The 22901-nt window shown below is 67.0% G+C and carries 20 protein-coding genes; 7 read left to right on the top strand and 13 right to left on the bottom strand.

From position 1 onward, the window contains the following. Positions 1–38: 38 nt before the first annotated feature. The 4 genes from Q0263_RS08390 to Q0263_RS08375 all read right to left on the bottom strand — a co-directional run bounded on the left by Q0263_RS08390 (position 39) and on the right by Q0263_RS08375 (position 4713). A complete protein-coding gene (locus Q0263_RS08390; protein WP_298015256.1) occupies positions 39–2438 on the bottom strand; it encodes a NosR/NirI family protein in 2400 nt (799 codons plus the stop codon). 144 nt (positions 2439–2582) lie between these two features. Beyond that, complete coding sequence (locus Q0263_RS08385; RefSeq protein ID WP_298015255.1) at positions 2583–3215, bottom strand: DNA-3-methyladenine glycosylase; 633 nt, start codon at positions 3213–3215, stop codon at positions 2583–2585. 5 nt (positions 3216–3220) lie between these two features. Continuing rightward, the gene (locus Q0263_RS08380; RefSeq protein WP_298015253.1) at positions 3221–4264 is read right to left on the bottom strand and encodes an adenosine deaminase; all 1044 of its coding nucleotides are present in this window, start codon (positions 4262–4264) and stop codon (positions 3221–3223) included. A gap of 68 nt (positions 4265–4332) precedes the next feature. Further along, positions 4333–4713, bottom strand: coding sequence for a DUF423 domain-containing protein (locus Q0263_RS08375; RefSeq protein WP_298015251.1), 381 nt, complete (start codon positions 4711–4713; stop codon positions 4333–4335). A gap of 111 nt (positions 4714–4824) precedes the next feature. On the opposite strand from Q0263_RS08375, the gene Q0263_RS08370 reads away from it, so the two are divergent. From Q0263_RS08370 to Q0263_RS08360, 3 genes are all read left to right on the top strand, one after another. Further along, complete coding sequence (locus Q0263_RS08370) at positions 4825–6468, top strand: acyl-CoA dehydrogenase family protein (protein ID WP_298015249.1); 1644 nt, start codon at positions 4825–4827, stop codon at positions 6466–6468. A 158-nt stretch (positions 6469–6626) separates the two neighbouring features. After that, a complete protein-coding gene (locus Q0263_RS08365) occupies positions 6627–7226 on the top strand; it encodes a thermonuclease family protein (protein WP_298015247.1) in 600 nt (199 codons plus the stop codon). Positions 7227–7228: 2 nt separating this feature from the next. Beyond that, positions 7229–7726, top strand: a complete 498-nt coding sequence (locus Q0263_RS08360) for a DUF1178 family protein (RefSeq protein WP_298015245.1) — start codon at positions 7229–7231, stop codon at positions 7724–7726. Between the two features lie 129 nt (positions 7727–7855). Here Q0263_RS08360 and efp read toward each other — a convergent pair whose 3' ends face one another. From efp to Q0263_RS08315, 9 genes are all read right to left on the bottom strand, one after another. Next, complete coding sequence (gene efp, locus Q0263_RS08355) at positions 7856–8413, bottom strand: elongation factor P (RefSeq protein WP_298015243.1); 558 nt, start codon at positions 8411–8413, stop codon at positions 7856–7858. 84 nt (positions 8414–8497) lie between these two features. Next, a complete protein-coding gene (gene earP, locus Q0263_RS08350) occupies positions 8498–9583 on the bottom strand; it encodes an elongation factor P maturation arginine rhamnosyltransferase EarP (RefSeq protein WP_298015682.1) in 1086 nt (361 codons plus the stop codon). Positions 9584–9652: 69 nt separating this feature from the next. Further along, the gene (locus Q0263_RS08345; protein ID WP_298015241.1) at positions 9653–10855 is read right to left on the bottom strand and encodes a DUF2863 family protein; all 1203 of its coding nucleotides are present in this window, start codon (positions 10853–10855) and stop codon (positions 9653–9655) included. Between the two features lie 196 nt (positions 10856–11051). Next, positions 11052–13637, bottom strand: a complete 2586-nt coding sequence (gene acnB, locus Q0263_RS08340; RefSeq protein ID WP_298015239.1) for a bifunctional aconitate hydratase 2/2-methylisocitrate dehydratase — start codon at positions 13635–13637, stop codon at positions 11052–11054. A gap of 526 nt (positions 13638–14163) precedes the next feature. After that, positions 14164–14457, bottom strand: coding sequence for a GNAT family N-acetyltransferase (locus Q0263_RS08335; protein ID WP_298015237.1), 294 nt, complete (start codon positions 14455–14457; stop codon positions 14164–14166). Continuing rightward, a complete protein-coding gene (locus tag Q0263_RS08330; RefSeq protein WP_298015236.1) occupies positions 14447–15898 on the bottom strand; it encodes a bifunctional 2-methylcitrate dehydratase/aconitate hydratase in 1452 nt (483 codons plus the stop codon). The genes Q0263_RS08335 and Q0263_RS08330 overlap by 11 nt, the downstream gene beginning before the upstream one ends. 23 nt (positions 15899–15921) lie before the next feature. Continuing rightward, the gene (gene prpC, locus Q0263_RS08325; protein WP_298015234.1) at positions 15922–17163 is read right to left on the bottom strand and encodes a 2-methylcitrate synthase; all 1242 of its coding nucleotides are present in this window, start codon (positions 17161–17163) and stop codon (positions 15922–15924) included. A gap of 48 nt (positions 17164–17211) precedes the next feature. Continuing rightward, complete coding sequence (prpB, locus tag Q0263_RS08320; protein WP_298015232.1) at positions 17212–18111, bottom strand: methylisocitrate lyase; 900 nt, start codon at positions 18109–18111, stop codon at positions 17212–17214. Between the two features lie 194 nt (positions 18112–18305). Continuing rightward, complete coding sequence (locus Q0263_RS08315) at positions 18306–19295, bottom strand: malate dehydrogenase (protein WP_298015230.1); 990 nt, start codon at positions 19293–19295, stop codon at positions 18306–18308. Positions 19296–19492: 197 nt separating this feature from the next. Here Q0263_RS08315 and Q0263_RS08310 point away from each other — a divergent pair, with 197 nt between their 5' ends. The 4 genes from Q0263_RS08310 to sdhA all read left to right on the top strand — a co-directional run bounded on the left by Q0263_RS08310 (position 19493) and on the right by sdhA (position 22900). Then, positions 19493–20263 (top strand): GntR family transcriptional regulator, encoded by a 771-nt coding sequence (locus tag Q0263_RS08310; RefSeq protein ID WP_298015228.1) that lies wholly within the window; start codon positions 19493–19495, stop codon positions 20261–20263. Between the two features lie 66 nt (positions 20264–20329). Then, the gene (sdhC, locus tag Q0263_RS08305) at positions 20330–20743 is read left to right on the top strand and encodes a succinate dehydrogenase, cytochrome b556 subunit (RefSeq protein ID WP_298015226.1); all 414 of its coding nucleotides are present in this window, start codon (positions 20330–20332) and stop codon (positions 20741–20743) included. After that, positions 20743–21123 (top strand): succinate dehydrogenase, hydrophobic membrane anchor protein, encoded by a 381-nt coding sequence (gene sdhD, locus Q0263_RS08300; RefSeq protein WP_298015224.1) that lies wholly within the window; start codon positions 20743–20745, stop codon positions 21121–21123. Before sdhC ends, sdhD begins: the two co-directional genes overlap by 1 nt. Before the next feature lies 1 nt (position 21124). Beyond that, entirely contained in the window at positions 21125–22900 is a 1776-nt protein-coding gene (gene sdhA / locus Q0263_RS08295; protein WP_298015222.1) for a succinate dehydrogenase flavoprotein subunit, read from the top strand. Position 22901 lies beyond the last annotated feature (1 nt).

Here is a 22901-nt window from a genome sequence, read left to right as displayed (position 1 = left end):
GGTGTGCATGGCGCCTTGGCCGTGTGGCCGGTCGGGCGCTATGGGGTCGGTGAATCGGTCTGTGGTTCGGCGGCCGCGCGGGGGCGGACGGTAGGCTTGCGGCTGACGACGGTTTCTCCGGGCAGGCCGGCGTCCGGGGGCGGCGCCTTGCTGCGCCGGAGCTTGGCGTTCTTCTGGATCAGGTGCGGACAGCGCTTGTCGTTGTGGTAGAGCTGCTGGCAGTTCAGGCACTGGATGCATTCGTTCGGGTTGATGTCGCCCTCCGGGTTGATGGCCTGGACGGGGCATTCGACGGCGCAGAGCTGGCAGGGGTTGCCGCAGGTCTTGTAGCGGCGCAGCCAGTCGAAGATCCGCAGGCGCGCGGGGATCGCCAGGGCGGCTCCCAGCGGGCACAGGTAGCGGCAGTAGAAGCGCTCGATGAACAGTCCCGCCAGCAGCAGCACGGCGGCGAAGATCACGAAGGGCCAGTCGCGCACGAACTTCAGGATGATCGCAGTCTTGAAGGGCTCGATCTCGGCGAATTTTTCCGCAAGGCCCAGCTCGTACAGCGAGATGCCGAACAGGATCAGGAAGATGATGTATTTCAGGCCGGCCAGGCGGGTGTTCAGGCCGTGCGGCACCTTGATCTGGGGCACGCGCAGTTTTTGCGCGACCTGGTTGGTCAGTTCCTGCAGGGCGCCGAAGGGACACAGCCAGCCGCAGAACGCGCCCCGGTTCCAGAAAATCAGGGACATGGCCGTGGCGATCCACAGGATGAACACGATCGGGTCCATCAGGAAGTATTCCCAGCTGAAATCCGTGCGCAGCGACGTGGTGAACGTGAGCACGTTGACGACCGAGAGCTGCGCCTGGGCGTACCAGCCGATCCAGAACAGGGTGAAGATCAGGAACACGGTGCGGAAACGCCGGTAGAAGACTTCGTGCTTGACGATCTGGTTCTGGAAGAAGAACACCGCGATCAGCGTCAGCAGGGCGATCGAAATGATCGCGATCTGCAGGGCCTTGGCCACCCAGATCTGTCGCCACAGGGCGGGCGCGGCTTCGACCTCGGCCTGCGCCTGGTCCAGCGCCGCCTGGGCGGCCGTCTCGGGCGCGCCGCCGGCCCGCGCGGCTGGCGCCGCCGCGCTGATCCGGGTGAAATCCCGGGGCAGGGTGTAGTTCAGGTTCAGGGTCGTGAAGGCCTTTTCCCTGACGTTGAGCACCCGTTGCACGGCGAGCTGCAGGCGCCAGGGGGCGACTGGATCGAAGACGGCGTCGGATGGCACGGTGAACAGGGCGATTTCGCGCAGCCGGGGGGCGCCGTCGGCCATCAGATCGGCCAGGCGCTGGTGATCCAGGTCGGTGAAATGAAAGCTGTGTTCTTCCTGGATGACTTCGATGCGGTCGAAGACGCCGCCGCGCACGTAGCCCGATCCCTTGAACGAATAGCGGCCGTTGCCGGCGACCAGGATGGCCGATTGCCCCGGGGCCAGCCGTTCGCTCAGGTACCGGTATTCCGCATCCCCCAGCAGGCTGCGGCCGATGGCCGGCACGCTGACCAGGGCCGCGTACAGATCGATGAAGGTGTCGTCGGGCTCGCCGGGTTCGGGTTTGTCGGCGGCGGCGGCGCGCCCGGTCTGCTCGAATGCCTGGTTGATGTCGGCCACGCTGACGTGCAGTCTGCCGACGGCGCCGGATTCCAGCAATGCGTCCCAGGATTGGAGGCCGGTCTCGTCGGGGTCGATCTCCCGCCGCTCGGCGGGCGCGGCCTGGGCGGCTCCGGCCCTGCCGATGCCGTAGTCGCGGGCCACCGCCATGACGGATCGGGTGATGCTGTCGCCGATCACCATCAGCGTGACCGTGGCGCCGCTGACGATGTCCACCGGAGGCGGCGCCCCGGGCCGTGGCGGTTCCTGGACGTAGTTCTTGCCGACGTAGCCCTGGATGAAGGCGTCGACCTTGGCCTCGGGGATGCCGATCAGCACGATGGGTTCGTGGTGTTCGACCAGCTTGGCGCCGACGATCCTGCCGTCGAGCGACAGCCCCACCAGGGTGTCGATGGGCTTGCTGGAATAGCCGCGCGTATTGACGACGTCGGTGGTCAGGTAGACGTAGCCCAGCAGCGTGTCTCCCGCGTAGGCGCGAGCGACGGTGGGCTTGCCTTCGGCGGGGCCGATGCGGTCGGCGCCGGGGAAGATCCGTCCGGGTTCGGTTTTCTGCAGAAAAGCGCCCAGGCGGGGGCCGGCGCCCAAGGCCGTGCCGCTCTGGCCGAACTGGTAGGCCTGGTATTTGCCGCCGGCCTGGGGCTGGGGCGCCGCGCCGGCGGACGCCGCCGCCAGGCAGCCCGCCAGCAGCCACAGCGCCAACAGGATCCGTCGGGGAAGGCGGAGCGACAGAGCGGGAATCTGGCTGGCGAGGCGCATGACGGCGGGGTGGATGGCAGTCGAAGACCTAGCCATCGTATGGGCTGGGGAAAACCCTTGTCTTGCGCCAGATCAACCGGGATGCCAAGGCCTGGGCGGCCCTTGATCCACGTTAATTCGAGCCGTCGCGCGCAGTCCCGGAACGCTCTGGCGGATGGGCGCCCCGCGGCGCCGGCAGGCTCATCTCGTCCGTTTCTTGCCGGGGCGGCGGCTGACGGCGGGGTGGCCGTCCACATGAAAGCGCAGAGGCTTGTCGGCCCATTCCCCGGCATAGTCCACGCCGATTCTGGGGCTGGCGACGATGCTGGCCGGCCTCGGCGATTCGTCCTCGGCGATCCACAGCGTGTCGCTGCACAGGTCGATGCCGTAGTGGTCCAGCGTGATGTCCATGGCCTTGCACAGGCGCCCCGGGCCGTTGGCGGCCTTGTCCAGGCCCGATACCGGCGCCAGCGCCCGCAGCAGCACGGCGGTGCCGCTGCCTTCGGGGCCGGTGACGGCATTGATGCAGTGGTACATGCCGTAGATCAGGTAGACGTAGGCGTGGCCCGGCGGGCCGAACATGGCGCGGGTGCGGGCGGTGCGCCCGCGCGAAGTATGGGCGGCCAGGTCGGTCGGGCCCAGGTAGGCCTCGACCTCGACGATGCGGCCGATGCGCGGGCCTTCGGGCGTGGCGTGGATCAGCAGGCGGCCCAGCAGGTCGGGGGCGACCGTGATGGCCGGGCGATCGTAGAAGGCGCGGTCCAGCCGCCGGCACTCGCCCTGGATGGCGTCGGCGGGCAGGCTGAACTTGCCCGGATTGATGGTTGCGGGCATGGCGCTCATCCCCGGCTGGCCGCGACGGCCAGCTGGTCCAGCCAGCGGGTCTTGTCGGCAGCGGGCAGGAAGGACGCCTGCAGGCTGTTGGCGGCCAGCGTGACCAGCTCGTCGCGGGAAAGATCCAGGGCCTGGGCGCTGGCGACGTAGTTGTCCAGCGCGTAGCCGCCGAAATAGGCGGGGTCGTCGGCGTTGATCGTGACCATGGCCCCCGCCCGCAGCAGGCGGGCCAGATTGTGTTCGGACAGGTCGCGCACGACGCCCAGCTTCAGGTTGGACAGCGGGCAGACGGTCAGGGGAATCCGGCGCTGGATCAGGGTCTGCAGCAAAGCGGGGTCGTCGCTGCTGCGCACCCCGTGGTCGATGCGGGCGACCTTCAGCGTCTCCAGCGCTTCCCGGACGTAGGCGGCCGGGCCTTCCTCGCCCGCGTGGGCCACCAGGCGGAAGCCCAGTTCCGCGCAGCGGGCATAGACGCGGGCGAATTTTTCCGGCGGGTTGCCCTTTTCGGAAGAATCCAGGCCGATGCCCACCCACAGGTCGGCGTACGCCTCGCGCAGCGGCAGGGCGGCATCCAGGGTGGCGAAGGCGTCTTCTTCGCTGAGATGCCGCAGGAAGCTGAGCAGCAGGCGGCCGCTGATGCCCAGGGTGTCGCGCGCCTCGCGCAGGGCGCTGGCCAGGCCCGCGAACACGGTGCCGATGGCGATGCCGCGGTGCGTGTGGGTCTGCGGGTCGAACATGATCTCGACGTGGACCAGGCCGTCGTCGCGGGCGCGCCGCAGGTACGCCATGGCCAGGTCGTGGAAGTCCTGTTCCGTGACCAGGACGCTCGCGCCCGCGTAGTACAGGTCCAGGAAGGACTGCAGGTCGGTGAACCGGTAGGCGGCGCGCACGGCGTCGACGCTGGCGTAGGGCAGCGGCACCTTGTTGCGCCCGGCCAGCTCGAACATCAATTCGGGTTCCAGCGTGCCTTCGATGTGCAGGTGCAGTTCCGCCTTGGGCAGCGCGCGCAGCCATTCGCGCAGCGCAGGATCACAGGGGGCTTGGGGCATGGGGATTCCGGTCGGATAAACGGGAATTCATTATAGGACCGCCTCCGGCGGCCCCCCGCGCCGTGCGTTCAGGCGGCCGCGCCGCGCCAGGCGGCCAGCGCCAGAGCCAGCCAGGACAGGATCATCAGCAGGCCGCCCACCGGGGTGAGGGCTCCCAGGGCCTGGATGCCGGTCAGGACCAGGGCGTACAGGCTGAGGCTGAAGATCAGCAGGCCGGCCAGCATCAGCCCGCCGGCCCAGGCGGCGGGGGCGGGCGCCAGGCGCGACCACAGGGCGGCGATCAAGAGGAGTCCCAGTCCATGGATGAGCTGGTAGTGGGCCGCCGTGCGCCAGGTTTCCAGCAGGTCCGGAGCGACCAGTCGGCGCAGGCCGTGGGCGCCGAAGGCGCCCGTGGCGACGCCCAGGGCCAGGACCAGGGCGCCGCACAGGATCAGGAAACGGGGAGTCATGGTGGCAATCTCCGGAAAAACGATCTGTACCGATTGTATCGAGGGCCTGTCCCCCGGCGGGAATCGCAGGTAGACTGGGTCGTGACTTCGTGCCTATTCGGAGGTTCCAGCATGGCTGTTCAGGGCCTGACATCGGAAACGCACCAGGTGGAAAACCAGGCGCCGGATCTGCCGGACTGCAATCTCTTCCTGGCCGATGCCGCCCTGATGCAGGGCGTGCGACGCGAGGGCGGCCAGCATCACGAACCCGACCTGGAATCCTGGGGGCAGCGCCTGGGACAGGCCGATCTGGCGAGGCTGGCGGCCGACATCAACCGGGCATCTCCCGTCCTCAGGGCCTTCGACCGCACCGGCCGCCGGATCGACGTGGTCGACTTCCATCCGGGCTGGTCGGAATTCCTGTCCCTGGCCTTCGCCCAGGGCATGCACGGCAGCGCCTGGGTCATGCCCGCCGAAGGCGCCCACGTGGCCCGCGCGGCGCATTATCTGATGCACGGCCAGATCGAGGCCGGCTCTCTGTGCCCGGTCACCATGACCAGCGCCGCCATCCCCCTGCTGGCCCGCGAACCCTGGTTCGCCGAATTGCAGCCCAAGCTCGCCAGCCGCCGCTACGACGCCCGCGACCTGCCCGTCGCGGACAAGCATTCCATGATGATCGGCATGGGCATGACGGAAAAACAGGGGGGCTCCGACCTGCGCGGCAACACCAGCCGGGCGGAATCCGCCGGCGACGGCTGGTTCAGCCTGACCGGGCATAAATGGTTTTTTTCCTCGCCCATGTCCGACGCCCATCTGATGCTGGCCCGCGACGGCGATGCCCATTCCTGCTTCTACGTCCCGCGCTGGCTGGATCGCGAGACGCGCAACGGGGTCCGCATCCAGCGCCTGAAGGACAAGCTGGGCAATCGTTCGAACGCCAGCGCGGAAGTCGAATTCTCCGGAGCGCTGGGGCGGCGGGTGGGCGAGCCCGGGCGGGGCATCGCCACGCTGGTGGAGATGGCTTCATACACGCGGATGGACTGCGTGCTGGGCAGCGCCGCCCTGTTGCGCCAGGCCGTGGTGCAGGCCATCCATCATGCCCGCCATCGCCAGGCCTTCGGCCGCCGCCTGATCGACCAACCCCTGATGCGGCAGGTGCTGGCGGATCTGGCCCTGGAAAGCGAGGCTGCCACCACGCTGGCGCTGCGCCTGGCGCGCGCCTTCGACCACCCGGAGAATCCCGCCGAACAGGCCCTGCGCCGCATTCTGACGCCGGCAGCCAAGTTCTGGGTCTGCAAGCGAGCCATCGAGGCCGCCGCCGAGTGCATGGAGGTCTGGGGCGGCAACGGCTACATCGAGGACGGACCGATGGCGCGGCTCTATCGGGAAACGCCTGTGAATTCCATCTGGGAAGGCTCGGGCAACGTCATGTGCCTGGACGTGCTGCGGGCCGCCCGGCAGGCGGAGGCGCTGACGACCCAGGAAATCGACGCCCTGGCCCAGGTCCATGCCGACGAGCCCGCCTTGCGGGCCACGGCCGATCGCCTGCTGCGGGATCTGCGCCTGGCTGCGGATGCGCAGCAGGCGCGCGCCCGGCAGATCGCCCAGGACCTGGTCCTGCTGGTGCAGGCGGATCTGCTGCTGCGCCATGCGCCGGACTATGTGTCGCGGGTCTTCGTGGACAGCCGCCTGAGCGGAGGCGGCGGGCGCGTGTATGGCGCGCAGGCGTCGGACCTGGCCTCGGATGCGCTGTTGCAGCGGGCCTGGCCCGATTGAGGGTCCGCGGGGCGAATCCGCCCGGCTCCATTACAATGGCGCATCTGCCGGCCGGGGCCTGCGTTCCGCCGCGTCTGATCGCCGGGCCGCGAAGCGATGGCCCGCAGGCATCTCCTGCGCCGCGTGGGGGCTTTTTTCTCAGTCGTAGGGGCCTTGCCGTGCCATCCAGCCGTTTTTTTCGTTCCGTTCCGACTCCCGATGCGCTGCGTCAGCGGACTTTGCAGGGGCTGCTGCTGTGCGCGGCCGCGCTGCTGGCCTGGCCCGCCGTGGGCGGGACCTATGCGCTGTCAGGGCGGGTCGTGCAGGTGGCCGATGGCGATACCCTGACTCTGCTGGCCGGGCGCCAGCGGCACCGGGTCCGGCTGGCCAGCATCGACGCCCCCGAAACCGGCCATGGGCGCGCCCAGCCCGGCCAGCCCTATGGGCAGGCCGCCCGCAAGGCGCTGGCCGATCTGGCGGCCGGCAAGACCCTGACCTTGCGGTGCTATGAGCAGGACCAGTACGGACGCGACATCTGCGACGTGCCGCTGGGCGACGGCCGGCTGGCCAATCGCCTGATGGTGGCCGGCGGCATGGCCTGGGCCAACCGGCAGGGCGGGGGCAAGTATCTGCGCGACCCCGGCCTGGCGGATCTGGAGCGCCAGGCGCGCGCGCAGCGGCTGGGCCTGTGGCGCGACCCGAAACCGGTTCCTCCCTGGGAATGGCGCTGGAAATGCTGGAAGGCGCTTGAAACCGGGCAGTCCACCCCCATTTGCTGATCATGGCACTCAAAGTATTCGATCTCGCGTGCGAACACGACCATGTTTTCGAAGGTTGGTTCGCCTCTCAGGAAAGCTACGACGATCAGCGGTCGCAGGGGATGGTGCGTTGCCCGATCTGCCATAGCGACCAGATCACGCGCCGCGTATCGGCGCCGCACCTGAACGTCAGCCACCTGCGCCGGGAAGCCGCGCCGGCGGCTGCCGCCGACGCCGCCGAGCGTTCATCGTCGCAGGGCCGGGCTGCCGTGGCGGCGCCCTCCAGCGACCAGCTGACGCGCCTGCAGGCGGAAGTCCTGCGCCAGATCCGCCGGATCGTGCGCCAGTCCGACGACGTCGGCGCCCGTTTCGCCGACGAGGCCCGCCGTATGCACAGCGGCGAGATCGAGGAACGCCCGATTCGCGGCACCGCTTCCGTGGAAGAATGCCGCGAACTGGCCGAGGACGGCATTTCCATCATGCCGATTCCCGACATCCTGGACGACGACCGTCTGCAGTAGGCCCGGTCCGGCTGTTGGCGGCTATTCCCGCGCCGGAGCGCTCGGGCAATAAAAAAACCGGAAGACCTGGGGTCTTCCGGTTTTTTTAACGGGTCCGGTGTGTCGCCGGCCCGCCTTTTCGCTGCGCGATTACATCACACGGCTGCGGTACTCGTTGGTGCGGGTGTCGATTTCGACTTTGTCGCCGATATTGCAGAACAGCGGCACGGACAGTTCGTAGCCGGTGTTGATCTTGGCGGGCTTCAGGACCTTGCCGGACGTGTCGCCCTTGACGGCGGGTTCCGTGTAGATGATTTCGCGCACGATGATGGTGGGCAGTTCCACGGAAATCGCGCGGCCCTCGTAGAAGACGACTTCCACGGTCATGCCTTCTTCCAGGTAGTTCAGGGCGTCGCCCATGCTGTCGGCTTCGACTTCGTGCTGGTTGTATTCCTCGTCCATGAAGACGTACATGGGGTCGGCGAAATAGGAATAGGTGCATTCCTTGTTTTCCAGCATGACCTGTTCGAATTTTTCGTCGGCCTTGTAGACGGATTCGCTGGCGCTGCCGGTCAGCAGGTTCTTGAACTTCAGCTTGACGACGGCGGCGTTGCGGCCGGACTTGTTGTATTCGGCCTTTTGGACCACCAGGGGGTCGCTACCCACCATCACGACGTTGCCGACTCGCAGTTCTTGGGCGATTTTCATAGAGGTAAAGCTCCGGGGATTGATGTGCCCCGAGCATGAAAACGCATTCCGAGGCAAAGCAGAAAAAAAGATTAACTGTCTATTCTAACTCTTCTGGAGGTGATTCTGGCAAAAGTCCAGCAGATCGTGGACCAGATCCGGGCGATCGGACAGTTCCCGCGACCAGTCGTCGCAGCGGCTTTGCCAGGCGCGCCAGGCGTCGGGGGCCAGGGCCTGCGTCAACGCCCGGCGCACGCCCTCGTCGTCGCGGCGGTTCCAGGCGAGAGTCAGCGCCCGGGCGGGCTCGGGCCAGCGGGCGCGATCCAGCCAGGCGTCCAGCTTGTCCAGGTGGGCATCGTCCGCCTGCCGGTAGATCTGCCAGACCAGCGGCGTCCGGGCCCACAGGGCGCGGACCAGGGAGTCCTCGCCGCGCACGAAGTTCAGGTCGCAGCACCAGAGCAGTTCGTCGAAGCGGGTCTGCGGCACGAAGGGGATGGGCAGCACCCGCAGCGATCCCCGGCTGTTCAGGCCGGGGGGGACGGCGCCGGGGACCAGCAGCCAGGTGTCCTCCTCCCGTTGCGCCAGGGCGGCCTGCAGGCCCGCCCAGGGGGCGTCCGGATAGCAGAACAGCAGCATGACGCGGCCGGGGGCGGGCAGGCCGTCCACCGGCAGCCCCGTCAGGGCCCGCAGGCGTTCGCGCCGGTCCCGCGCCTGCGCCTGCCGTCGGCGGGCGGCCAGGTCGGGTTCGCGCAGCAGCCCGCCCGTTGCCGGGGTGAAGCCGGGAAAATAGAAATACTTCGGCACGCCGTTGGCCTGGAGGGAGGGCAGGCCATGGCAGCCCTCGACCCAGGATTCGGCGCTGAGGTATTCCAGGTTGATCCACAGGCAGCCGCGCGTCGCCATGGTCGCAGCATAGCGGGACGGCAGGGCGCAGGCGAAGGCCTCGATGACCACGCCGCGTTCGGGGGCCTGCGCCTGTTCGGCCGCCGGCCAGGCGCCGACCTGCACGCCGTGGGCGGATTGCAGATCGCGCGCCGGATCGATGCCGGGCTCCAGCCGGGCCAGGACGCTCAGATCGTCGATCCACAGGCGCGCGCCGTGCCCCAGCGCCGCCAGTTGGCGCGCCAGGCGCCAGCACACGCCGGCATCGCCGTAGTTGTCGACGACGCGGCAGAAAATGTCGAAGTTCAGAAGGTTCATCGGCGCTGTGCGGGTTCGCCGCCCCCGGCGCCGCCGCTGCGGGCGCCCGGGGACGCGGCGTCAGTGGAACTGCACCGGCTCGGGATCGATTTCTTCCGGCAGTTCCGGGTGCTGCATTTCGCCCAGCATGTTGGGGAAATAGGGGGTGCCGCAGTCTTCGCAGAATTCCATGGCCTGCAGGCCGGGCAGGCGGCGCACGTCCTGGATGCCCGATTCGCGCAGCAGGGCAGCCAGCGTGTCCCAGGTGTCGACCTGGCCGTCTTCCCCCTGTTCCGGGGCGGATTCCTCGCGGCTGAGCGAAGGCCAGACGCAGCCGTAGATCACGTCGTTGTTCTGGCGGGTGCAGAAGCCGATGCGGTATTCCTCGATGGTCTGCTCGCCGCAGGCGACGATGGCCGCCCGCAGGTCCGTGCCCGGAATGTGGGCGGCCGTCTGCAGCCAGGTGACGGCGGCCTTCAGCGTCAGCGGGCGGATGCCCTGGTCCGCCTGCCGGGTGCTGGTGTAGAAGGCTTCGGGCGGCAGGTATTCGGTCAGGCAGCCGGTGAACAGCGGTTCCGTGATGCGGGCGCAGCCCTCGGCCCAGAGCGCCGTGGCCGATGCCCGGCTGGGCGGCTGCCCGGGCTGTCCGGATTGCCATTGGAAAAGCGCCTGTCCCTGCGGCACAATGGCCACGCCCATCAGGAAGTAGGCGTCGGCCAGCAGGTCTTCGGGCGTGTCGGCGGCCCGCACGGCGGGCAGGTCGCGCCGCGTGCCCAGGGCGTGCTGGGCCAGCGACAGCACCCAGCCGCGGGTCTCCCGGAATGACTGCGGCAGTTGGTCGAAGCGGATCAGCTCGGGCAGCAGCTGCAGGCGGGCGTCCGGCGTCAGCACGGCCGTGCGCATCAGATCGGCCAGCTGCTGTTGCTGCTGGGCGCCGAGCTGGCCGGACGGCAATTGGTAGCGGGTCCAGGCCAGCAGCGGGGCGGAAATCAGCAGGGCTTCATAGGCCTGGCCCTGGTGGCTGAAAGCCAGGGATTCGGAATGAGCCTCGGCCTGTTCGACCAGAATCTCGTAGGCCGGCGAGCGCTGTTCCAGCAGGTGGTCCAGCGTGGTTTCCACGGCATGGCTTTGCCGCGCGCCCAGGGCTTTGTCCAGCGCTTCGCCCAGCTGGCGCTGCCACCAGCGGTCTTCCAGCTGGCTGCCCGACTGGGACAGGGCTTCGGCCAGGGCGATCAGGGAAAGCGACGTCCGGGACAGGGAGGAGGATCGGGAACGGGCGGGCATGGAGGACCGAGAAGAGAAACAGGCACCAGAGGATCCCTAGTGTACCGCGTCTGCCCCGGCGGCCCGGCGGCGGGAAGGCGCGCGGGCGCCGCCGCCGGGCCGCCCCGGACGCATGGAACGCGCACAGCGAAAAAGCCCCGGGGCGGCCCGGGGCTTTTCGGTCCGCCCCGGCGGCGCCGGGGCGGGCAGGGCGGGATCAGGCCCCGACCGTGCTGGCCACCGCGGTGAAGTCTTCGATCTGGTCGAAGTTCATGTAGCGGTAGATGTCCTTGCTGTCCTTGGACAGCAGGCCCATGGCTTCCAGGTATTCCTCGCGGGTGGGGATGCGGCCCAGGCCCGAGCAGATCGCGGCCATTTCGGCCGAACCCAGGAACACGTTGGAGTTCTTCCCCAGTCGGTTGGGGAAATTGCGCGTGCTGGTCGAGAACACCGTGGCGCCTTCGCGCACCTGGGCCTGGTTGCCCATGCACAGCGAGCAGCCCGGCATTTCCATGCGGGCGCCGGCCGTGCCGAAGGTGCCGTAATGGCCTTCCTTGGTCAGCTCGCTGGCGTCCATCTTGGTGGGCGGCGCCACCCACAGCTTGGACGGCAGGTCGCGCTTGCCCTTGAGCAGCGTCGCGGCGGCGCGGAAGTGGCCGATGTTGGTCATGCAGCTGCCGATGAAGACTTCGTCGATGGCGGTGCCGGCCACGTCGGACAGCGTCTTGACGTCGTCCGGGTCGTTCGGGCAGGCCACGATGGGTTCATGGATTTCGGCCAGGTCGATGTCGATGACGGCGGCGTATTCGGCGTCGGCATCGGGTTCGACCAGTTGCGGATCGGCCAGCCAGGCTTCCATGTTCTTGATGCGGCGCGCCAGGGTGCGGGCGTCCTGGTAGTCATTGGCGATCATCCATTTCAGCAGCGTGATGTTGCTGTTCAGGTATTCGATGATCGGTTCCTTGTTCAGGCGCACCGTGCAGGCGGCGGCGGAACGTTCGGCCGAGGCGTCGGACAGTTCGAAGGCCTGTTCGATCTTCAGGTCCGGCAGCCCTTCGATTTCCAGGATGCGGCCGGAGAAGATGTTCTTCTTGCCCTTCTTTTCGACCGTCAGCAGGCCTTGCTTGATGGCGTACAGCGGGATGGCGTTGACCAGATCGCGCAGGGTGACGCCGGGCTGCATCTTGCCTTTGAAGCGCACCAGCACGGATTCGGGCATGTCCAGCGGCATGACGCCGGTGGCGGCGGCGAAGGCCACCAGGCCGGAACCGGCCGGGAAGCTGATGCCGATCGGGAAGCGGGTGTGCGAGTCGCCGCCCGTGCCGACGGTGTCGGGCAGCAGCATGCGATTCAGCCAGGAGTGGATGATGCCGTCGCCCGGACGCAGGGACACGCCGCCGCGCGTGCTGATGAAGGCGGGCAGTTCGTGGTGGGTCTTGACGTCCACGGGCTTGGGATAGGCGGCGGTGTGGCAGAAGGACTGCATCACCAGGTCGGCCGAGAAGCCGACGCAGGCCAGGTCCTTCAGTTCGTCGCGGGTCATGGGACCGGTGGTGTCCTGGCTGCCGACCGAGGTCATGCGCGGTTCGCAGTAGGTGCCCGGGCGCACGCCCTGGCCTTCGGGCAGGCCGCAGGCGCGGCCGACCAGCTTCTGCGCCAGGGAATAGCCCTTGCCGGTGTCGGCGGGGGCTTCGGGCAGGCGGAACAGCGTGGCGGGCGGCAGGCCCAGGGACGCGCGGGCCTTGGCCGTCAGGCCGCGGCCGATGATCAGCGGAATGCGGCCGCCGGCGCGGACTTCGTCCAGCAGCACGTCGGACTTCAGCTGGAATTCGGAAATGACCTGGCCGTTCTTCAGGGCCTTGCCTTCGTAGGGGCGCAGTTCGATGACGTCGCCCATGTTCATGCCGGAGACGTCCAGTTCGATGGGCAAGGCGCCGGAATCTTCCATGGTGTTGTAGAAGATCGGGGCGATCTTGCCGCCCAGACAGACGCCGCCGAAGCGCTTGTTGGGCACGAAGGGGATGTCTTCGCCGGTGTGCCAGATGACGGAATTGGTGGCCGACTTGCGCGAGGACCCGGTGCCGACCACGTCGCCCACGTAGGCGACCAGGTGGCCCTTGGCCTTCAGTTCGTTCAGCAGCTTGATCGGGCCGACCTGCCCCGGGGCGTCAGGCGTGATGCCGTCGCGTGGGTTCTTCAGCATGGCCAGCGCGTGCAGCGGGATGTCGGGGCGGCTCCAGGCGTCGGGCGCGGGCGACAGGTCGTCGGTGTTGGTTTCGCCCGTGACCTTGAAGACGGTCAGCGTCAGGCTTTGCGGGACTTCGGGACGGCTGGTGAACCATTCGGCGTCGGCCCAGCTTTTCAGGACGGCCTGGGCCTGGACGTTGCCGGCCTTGGCTTTTTCTTCGATGTCATGGAAGGCGTCGAAGACCAGCAGGGTCTTCTTCAGGCCTTCGGCCGCGACCGGCGCCAGGTCGGCGTGGTCCAGCAGCTCGATCAGGGCGCTGATGTTGTAGCCGCCCAGCATGGTGCCCAGCAGTTCGGTGGCGTGCTTGGCGTCGATCAGGGGGCAGCTTTCCTTGCCCAGGGCGACGGCGGCCAGGTAGGAGGCCTTGACCTGGGCGGCGTCGTCCACCCCCGCCGGGACGCGGTGCGTGAGCAGGTCCAGCAGGAATTGTTCTTCGCCGACGGGCGGGTTTTTCAGCAGTTCGATCAGATCGGCCGTCTGTTGCGCCGTCAGGGGAAGCGGTGATACGCCGATGGCTTCACGAGCAGCGGCTTCGGTGCGGTAGGAATCCAGCATGGGGTGCCCCAGGAAGAAGGGTTTGAGAACGGGGTTATTTTAAAGAAGAAGCATCGTTCAGGCAACAGTCTTATATAAGATATAAGAGTTGACGATGTTTTGTGTTTTATGTGGCGGCGTTGTTGTGGGTTCTTGAGCCAGGCCTCATCGTCGTTGCAGGGGGCTCGGGGACACCGGTCGCGACTTGGCGGCTTCGCCGAGTGTGTGGGTTCCGGCTCCAACAGTGTCCCCGAGCCCCCTGCAACGACGATTGACGAGAATTGCGGCGTTCCTTGGCCCGCTCTACCGTGTCACGACAGTCCAAGCCTGTGGCGGTGGTGTCTGTGCGGGCGCGGTCGGACAGCGCCGGATGCTTCCGAAGGGAGCCGGGGGGCCTTCGTCGGGCGTGTTTGAGGAGCGAAGCGACGAGTTCGCCCGACGCCCCGGCGGACGAGGAAGATCCGGGAAGTCCGGCCAAAGGCCGGACCGCTGTCTGGCGCCCGCACAGACACCACCGCCACAGGCGTGCGTGCGCAGAAACCCTACCTCAGTCCACCAGATCCTGATATTCCGGATGCCGCTGCACGTAGGCAGCGACATACGAACACACCGCCCGGACCCGCCATCCGCGAGCCCGGGCCGTATCCAGCCCGAAGCTCACGAGGTCCGCCGCGATGCCGCGCCCGCCCACCGGGGCCGGCACCCCGGTATGGACGAAAGACGCCACGGATCCGTTCAGGACGTAGTCCAGCACGCACAATTGCCCGTCCTCCGTGAATTCGAAACGGCGGGCGGCCTCGTTGTGCCGGATCGCGCGGCGGACGTGCGGGTCAGATGACATACAGATCCACGTACTCGTGCACCGGCATGGCTTCCAGCTTCGCCTGATCCAGGGACACGTCCAGGATGCGCTGCTGCTGGCGGGCCGGGAACTGGCGGGCCAGGTTCTTGCGGAACTTCGCCTCCAGCAGCGGGATCCCGTCCTTGCGGCGGCGCTTGTGGCCGATCGGGTACTCGCAGACCAGCTCGTCGAGCTTCGTGCCGTCGTTGAACTCCACGGTCAGCGCGTTGGCGATCGAACGCTTCTCGGGATCGTGATAATCCTTCGTGAAGGCGGGATCCTCCACGCAGACCATCTTGTCGCGCAGCGCGTCGATGCGCGGATCGGCGGCGACGCTGTCCTCGTAGTCGGGCGCCGTCAGCCGCCCGAAGATGATCGGCACGGCCACCATGTACTGGATGCAGTGATCGCGGTCGGCCGGATTGTGCAGCGGGCCCTTCTTGTCGATGATGCGGATGCAGGCCTCATGCGTGCGGATCGTGATCTTCTTGATGTCGGCCTCGGTCTTGCCCAGCGACTTCAGCTTGCCGTGGATGTCCATGGCGCATTCCACGGCCGTCTGGGAATGGAATTCGGCCGGGAAGGAGATCTTGAACAGCACGTTTTCCATCACGTAGCTGCCGTAGGGGCGCTGGAACTTGAAGGGCTGGCCCTTGAACGACACGTCGTAGAAGCCCCAGACCGGCGCGCTCAGCGCCGACGGATAGCCCATTTCGCCCGTGCGGGCCATCAGGGCCAGGCGCACGGCCCGGCTGGTGGCGTCGCCCGCCGCCCAGGACTTGCGGCTGCCCGTGTTGGGGGCGTGGCGATAGGTGCGCAGGCTTTGACCGTCCACCCAGGCCAGCGACACCGCGTTGATGGTTTCCTCGCGCGACAGGCCCAGCATCTGCGAGACCACGGCGGTGGACGCCACCTTGACCAGCACCACATGGTCCAGGCCGACCTTGTTGAAGGAGTTCTCCAGCGCGATGCAGCCCTGGATCTCGTGGGCCTTGACCATGCCTTCCAGCACCGTGCGCATGGTCAGCGGCGCCTTGCCGGCGGCCACGGCATTGCGCGACAGCCAGTCGGCCACAGCCAGAATGCCGCCCAGATTGTCGGACGGATGGCCCCATTCGGCGGCCAGCCAGCAGTCGTTGAAGTCCAGCCAGCGGATCATGCAGCCGATGTTGAAGGCCGCCTGGACCGGGTCCAGCTGGAATTGCGTGCCGGGGACCTTGGCGCCGTTGGGCACGATCGTGCCGGGCACGATCGGGCCCATCAGCTTGCGGCAGGCCGGGTATTCCAGGCCTTCCAGGCCGCAGCCCAGGGTGTCGATCAGGCAATTGCGGGCCGTCTCGAGCGCCAGGGCGCTGTCGATCTTGTAGTCGAGCACATAGTCGACGATGTCCACCAGCACCTGGTCGGGTTGGGGGCGGACGTTGGAAATAGTCGCAGACATAGGGATTCCTGAAGGGTTGCGGCTTATTTGCGCTTGGAAAGCGGGACGAATTTCTGGTCTTCCGGGCCGACGTAATTGGCCGTCGGGCGGATGATCTTGTTGTCGATGCGCTGTTCGATGATGTGCGCCGACCAGCCCGCGGTGCGGGCGATCACGAACAGGGGCGTGAACATGGCGGTGGGCACGCCCATCATGTGATAGGACACGGCCGAGAACCAGTCCAGGTTCGGGAACATCTTCTTGGCGTCCCACATGACCGATTCCAGGCGTTCGGCGATGTCGAACATCTTGGTCGAGCCGGCGGACCGGGACAGCTTCTGCGCCACGGCCTTGATGACCTTGTTGCGCGGGTCGGACACGGTGTAGACCGGGTGGCCGAAGCCGATCACGACTTCCTTGGCTTCGACGCGGCGGCGGATGTCGGCCTCGGCTTCGTCGGGGCTGTCGTAGCGCTTCTGGATCTCGAAGGCGACTTCGTTGGCGCCGCCGTGCTTGGGCCCGCGCAGCGCGCCGATGGCCCCCGTGATGGCGGAATACATGTCCGAGCCCGTGCCGGCGATCACGCGGCCGGTGAAGGTGGACGCGTTGAATTCGTGTTCCGCGTACAGGATCAGGGACGTGTGCATGGCGCGGACCCATTCGTCGGAGGGCGCTTCGCCGTGCAGCAGATGCAGGAAGTGGCCGCCGATGCTGTCGTCCTCGGTCTCGACGTTGATGATGCGGCCGTTGTGGCTGTAGTGGTACCAGTACAGCAGGGCCGAGCCCAGGCTGGCCATCAGGCGGTCGGCGATGTCGCGGGCGTCAGGCAGGTTGTGGTCGTCCTTTTCAGGCAGCACGCAGCCCAGCACCGAGGCGGCGGTGCGCATCACGTCCATGGGATGGCTGGCGGCGGGCAGGGCTTCCAGGGCCACCTGGACCTGGGCGGGCAGGCCGCGCAGGCGGCGCAGCTTTTCCTTGTAGGCCTTGAGCTCGGGCTTGGTCGGCAGCTTGCCGTGGATCAGCAGGTGGGCGACTTCCTCGAATTCGCAGGTGTCGGCGATGTCCAGAATGTCGTAGCCGCGATAGTGCAGGTCGTTGCCGCTGCGGCCCACCGTGCACAGGGCCGTGTTGCCGGCCACGATGCCCGACAGGGCGACGGACTTCTTGGGCTTGAAGCCGGGCGCGGGCGCGGCGGCGGCCGGGGCGGAAGCGGTCGCGGCCTTGCCGGCCGCCGGCTTGCGGGATGCCGCGGTCGATTTCGAGGATGCAGTCTTTCGTGTCGCCATCAGAGGTCTCCTTGGGTGACGGATGGAAATTCGGTCGGCGCGTCCGGATCAGGACGCCTTGCCCTTGCCTTTCTGGAACAGCGCGTCGAGCTGTTCTTCGTAGCGGTGGTAGCCGATGCGGTCGTAGAGTTCTTCGCGCGTCTGCATCAGCTCGACCACATTGTGCTGGTGTCCGTCGCGGCGGATGGCTTCGTACACGGTTTCCGCCGCCTTGTTCATGGCGCGGAAGGCCGACAGCGGGTACAGCACGATGCCGACGCCGGCGCCCGCCAGTTCCTGCACCGTGAACAGCGGCGTCTTGCCGAATTCCGTGATGTTCGCCAGCACGGGCACGTTCAGGGATCTGGAAAACCTGGCGTAGGTTTCCAGATCATAGGACGCTTCCGCGAAGATCGCATCGGCGCCGGCTTCCACGCAGGCGTGGGCGCGCTCCAGCGCGGCGTCCACGCCGCTGACGGCGATCGCATCCGTGCGGGCGATCAGGTAGAAGTCGCTGTCCGTGCGGGCGTCGGCGGCGGCCTTGACGCGGTCGGCCATTTCCTCGGTGCTGACGATCTCCTTGCCTGGGCGGTGGCCGCAGCGCTTGGCGCCGACCTGGTCCTCAATGTGGCAGCCGGCGGCGCCGAACTTGATCAGCGACTTCACGGTGCGGGCGATGTTGAAGGCCGAGGGCCCGAAGCCGGTGTCGATATCGACCAGCAGCGGCAGGTCGCAGACGTCGGTGATGCGGCGGATGTCGGTCAGCACGTCGTCCAGGGTGTTGATGCCCAGGTCGGGCAGCCCCAGCGAACCGGCGGCGACGCCGCCGCCCGACAGGTAGATGGCGCGGTAGCCGGCGCGTTTGGCCAGCAGGGCGTGATTGGCGTTGATGGCGCCGATGATCTGCAGGGGGGATTCTTCGATGAGAGCCTGGCGCAGCAGGGCGCCGGGAGAGACGGGACGGGTCATGAACAGCGCTCCGGTGTGCCGCCGCGCCGGGCAGACCCAATGCGCGGCGGAAATCGCCCCGGGAAGGGCGGGGGGCCAGTCGATGCTGTCGGCATTCTGTGTCCGCAGGACGCGCCTGTCTGTCATCGACCGGACATTCGGCGGCGCATCCGCGGGCCGGACGCCGGCTCGCGGATGCGTCCGTCAGAACATGCTTACTTCAGAAGGTCGGCGATGCCGTCGCGTTCTTCCAGCAGTTCGTTCAGGGTGTGGTCCATGCGCTCGCGCGAGAAGGCGTCGATTTCCAGGCCGCTGACGCGCGTGTATTCGCCGTTGGCGGTCGTGACCGGCACGCCGTAGATGATGCCTTCGGGGATGCCGTAGGAACCGTCGGACGGGATGCCCATGGTGACCCACTTGCCGTTCGTGCCCAGCACCCAGTCATGGACGTGGTCGATGGCGGCATTGGCGGCGGAGGCCGCCGACGACAGGCCGCGCGCCTCGATGATGGCGGCGCCGCGCTTGCCGACGGTCGGGATGAAGGTGTCGGCGATCCAGGACTGGTCGTTGATCAGCTTCTGGACGGATTGGCCGCCGATGGTGGCGAAGCGCGTGTCGGGGTACATGGTGGGCGAGTGGTTGCCCCACACGACCAGCTTCTCGATGTCGGCCACGGCCTTGCCGGTCTTGGTCGCCAGTTGCGACAGGGCGCGGTTGTGATCCAGGCGCAGCATGGCGGTGAAGTTCTTGGCCGGCAGGTCCGGAGCGGACTTCATGGCGATGTAGGCGTTGGTGTTGGCCGGGTTGCCGACCACCAGCACCTTGACGTTGCGGCTGGCGACTTCGTTCAGCGCCTTGCCCTGGGCGGTGAAGATCTGGGCGTTGACCTGCAGCAGGTCCTTGCGTTCCATGCCCTTGCTGCGGGGGCGCGCGCCCACCAGCAGGGCGACGTCGGCGTCCTTGAAGGCGGTGCGCGGATCGCTGTGGGCGCTCATGCCCGCCAGCAGCGGGAAGGCGCAGTCGTCGAGCTCCATCATCACGCCCTGCAGGGCCTTCTGGGCTTTCTCGTCCGGGATTTCCAACAGCTGCAGGATGACCGGCTGGTCCTTGCCGAGCATTTCACCCGAAGCGATGCGAAACAGCAGAGCGTAGCCGATCTGGCCGGCGGCGCCGGTGACCGCGACGCGCATGGCGGGTTTGGACATAGTGATTCTCCGATAGGATGAAAGAGGGATCCGGGGTGTGCGAAAACGCCGAAAAGAGTAGTGTATTTCATCCTTCAGCGTCAAGAGTCTTATATCTTATATAAGACAGAAGAGTATTAGACATCTGCACGCGGAAATGCGAAAATGCCGAAGTTCCATTTTGTAGCATGGGCCGCCCTGCAGCGCTTCCACCCGACATGTCCGATACCCCTTCGATCGACCGCCCACAGCCTCCGGGACGCGCGCCGCACAGCGCCGCGTTCAGCCCGCTGTATCAGCAGATCAAGGGCCTGATCCTGCAGGGGCTGGACCGCGGCGAATGGAAGCCGGGCGAAGCCATCCCCAGCGAACTCGAGCTGGCCGCCCGTTTCCAGGTCAGCCAGGGCACGGTGCGCAAGGCCATCGACGAACTGGCGGCCGACAATCTGCTGATCCGCCGCCAGGGCAAGGGCACCTTCGTGGCCACCCACAATGAAGCCCGGGTCCGCTACCGCTTCCTGCGGCTCAGCCCCGACGACGGCCGTCCGGCGGCGTCCAGCAGCCAGATCCTGGATTGCCGGCGCACGAAGGCATCCGCCGAAATCGCCGCCGCCCTGGATCTGCGGGCGGGCGATGCCGTGGTCAATATGCGCCGCGTGCTGTCCTTCGACGACGTGCCCACCATCCTGGACGACATCTGGCTGCCGGGCAGCGCCTTCAAGGGCCTGACCCTGGAATTCCTGCAGCGCTACCGCGGGCCGGTCTACGCCCTGTTCGAAACCGAATTCGGCGTCAGCATGGTGCGGGCCGAAGAAAAGATCCGCGCCGTGGCCGCCACCGACGCGCAGGCCGATTTCCTGCAGGTCGCGCCGGGCAGCCCGCTGCTGCAGGTCGAGCGCATCGCCTACACGTATGGCGACCGGCCCATGGAATTGCGGCGGGGCCATTACGTCACCGAACGGTACCATTATCGCAACAGTTTGAATTGACTTGCAGATCGGCGAAAATGCCGATTGAGTCCCGGAAATCCTTTCATTATCCACTACGAGGCCATCATGTCTGAATCAGCCACAAAGCCGCGTCCGCAGTTTCGTAATCTGGGGTTGTCCGACCTCATGAGCTACAAGCTGCCGCCCGCCGGCAAAGCATCCATCCTGCACCGCGTCAGCGGCGCGCTGCTGTTCCTGGCGCTGCCGGTGATCCTGGTGCCGCTGTTCGCGCACAGCGTGCAGTCGCCGGAAACCTTTGCCGCCATGAAGGCCTGGGTGGCCAGCCCCGCCTGTAAGATCGTGCTGCTGGTGCTGATGTGGGGCTACTTCCATCATTTCTGCGCCGGCATCCGCTACCTGACGCTGGACCTGCACATCGGCAACGACCGCGCGGCTTCGCAGCGTTCGGGCGCCCTGGTGATGGGCGTGGCGCTGGCGCTGACCGTCGTGTTCGGTTTGAAACTGTTCGGAGCCTGGTAATGACACAAGAACGCATCGGTCGCAAGCGCCTGGTCGTGGGCGCGCACTACGGCACGCGCGACTTCATCGTCCAGCGCTCCACCGCCGTCATCATGGCGATCTACACCCTGGTGCTGGTGCTGTACGCCATCGCCGTGCCCAGCCTGGATTTCGAATCCTGGCGGGCCTTCTTCGCCTTCACCGTCGGCACGCTGCCTGTCGGCCAGCTGCTGGCGACGCTGGCCTTCCTGTCCCTGGCCTGGCATGCCTGGATCGGCGTGCGCGACATCTGGATGGACTACGTGCACTCCGCCGGCCTGCGCCTGTTCCTGCAGGTCCTGACCCTGCTCTGGCTGATCGCGGCGGTGGTCTATTTCGCTCAAATTCTCTGGAGTCTCTAACGTGGCTGCTGTCAAGAAATCTCTCCCGCGCCGCCAGTTCGATGTGGTGGTCGTCGGCGCCGGCGGGGCCGGCCTGCGCTGCGCGCTGCAGCTGTCCAACGCCGGCCTCTCGGTGGCCGTGCTGTCGAAGGTCTTCCCCACGCGTTCGCATACGGTGGCCGCCCAGGGCGGCGTCAGCGCTTCGCTGGGCAACATGAGCGAAGACCATTGGCAATGGCACATGTACGACACGGTGAAGGGCTCCGACTGGCTCGGCGACCAGGACTCGATCGAGTTCATGGTGCGCGAGGCCCCCAACGCGGTCTACGAACTCGAACACTTCGGCATGCCGTTCGACCGCAATCCGGACGGCACCATCTACCAGCGTCCCTTCGGCGGGCATACGTCCCATTTCGGTGAAAAGCCCGTGCAGCGCGCCTGTGCGGCCGCCGACCGAACCGGCCACGCCATGCTGCATACCCTGTATCAGCGCAACGTCGCGGCCCGCACCAACTTCTTCATCGAATGGATGGCGCTGGACCTGCTGCGCAACAACGACGGCGATGTGCTGGGCGTGACCGCCATGGAAATGGAAACCGGCGACGTCTACGTCCTGGAAGCCAAGCACACGGTGCTGGCCACCGGCGGCGCGGGCCGCATCTGGGCCGCCACCACCAACGCCTTCATCAATACCGGCGACGGCCTAGGCATGGCGGCGCGCGCTGGCATCCCGCTGCAGGACATGGAATTCTGGCAGTTCCACCCCACGGGCGTGGCCGGCGCCGGCGTGCTGATCACCGAAGGCGTGCGCGGGGAAGGCGGCTTCCTCCTGAACAAGGACGGCGAACGCTTCATGGAACGCTACGCGCCGCAGCTGAAGGACCTGGCGCCGCGCGACTTCGTGTCCCGCTCCATGGACCAGGAAATCAAGGAAGGCCGCGGTTGCGGCGACGGCAGCCACGTGCTGCTGAAGCTGGATCACCTGGGCGCGGAAACCATCATGAAGCGCCTGCCGTCCATCCGTGAAATCGCGATCAAGTTCGCCAACATCGATCCGATCAAGGACCCGATCCCCGTGGTGCCCACCATCCACTACCAGATGGGCGGCATTCCGGCGAACTACCATGGCCAGGTCATGACCCTGGTCAACGGCGAGGAAAAGGTCGTCAACGGCCTGTACGCCATCGGCGAATGCGCGGCCACGTCCGTGCACGGCGCCAACCGCCTGGGCACGAATTCGCTGCTGGACCTGGTCGTGTTCGGCCGTTCGGCGGGCAATTTCATCGTCGACCAGCATCCCGAAAAGCAGCACAGCCACCAGGCGCTGCCCGACACCGACATCGAGGCCTCCATGGATCGCCTGGATCGCATGGAACGCCGCACCTCGGGTGAAAAACCCCAGGACGTCGCCCACAAGATGCAGCAGGCCATGCAAAGCCACTATGGCGTGTTCCGCAAGCTCGACAAGCTGAAGGAAGGCGAAAAGGTCATCAACGACCTGGTGCCGGAAATCGAGAACATGTACTACTCCGACAAGTCCCAGGTCTTCAACACCGCCCGCCTGGAAGCCCTGGAACTGACCAACATGATCGAGGTCGCCCGCGCGACGTCGAGGTCCGCCGCCAACCGCCTGGAATCGCGCGGCGCCCATGCGCTGGAAGATTACCCGGACCGCGACGACGTCAACTGGCTCAAGCACACCTTGTGGTTCGCGCCGGACAACCGTCTGGACTACAAGCCCGTGCGCATGAAGCCGCTGACCGTGGACACCATCCCGCCCAAGGCGCGGACCTTCTAAT

This window comes from uncultured Castellaniella sp., assembly GCF_937988725.1.
Lineage (GTDB): Bacteria > Pseudomonadota > Gammaproteobacteria > Burkholderiales > Burkholderiaceae_B > Castellaniella.
Note: the sequence above shows the minus strand (reverse complement) of the source record. Positions and strands in the feature narration are given on the sequence as shown.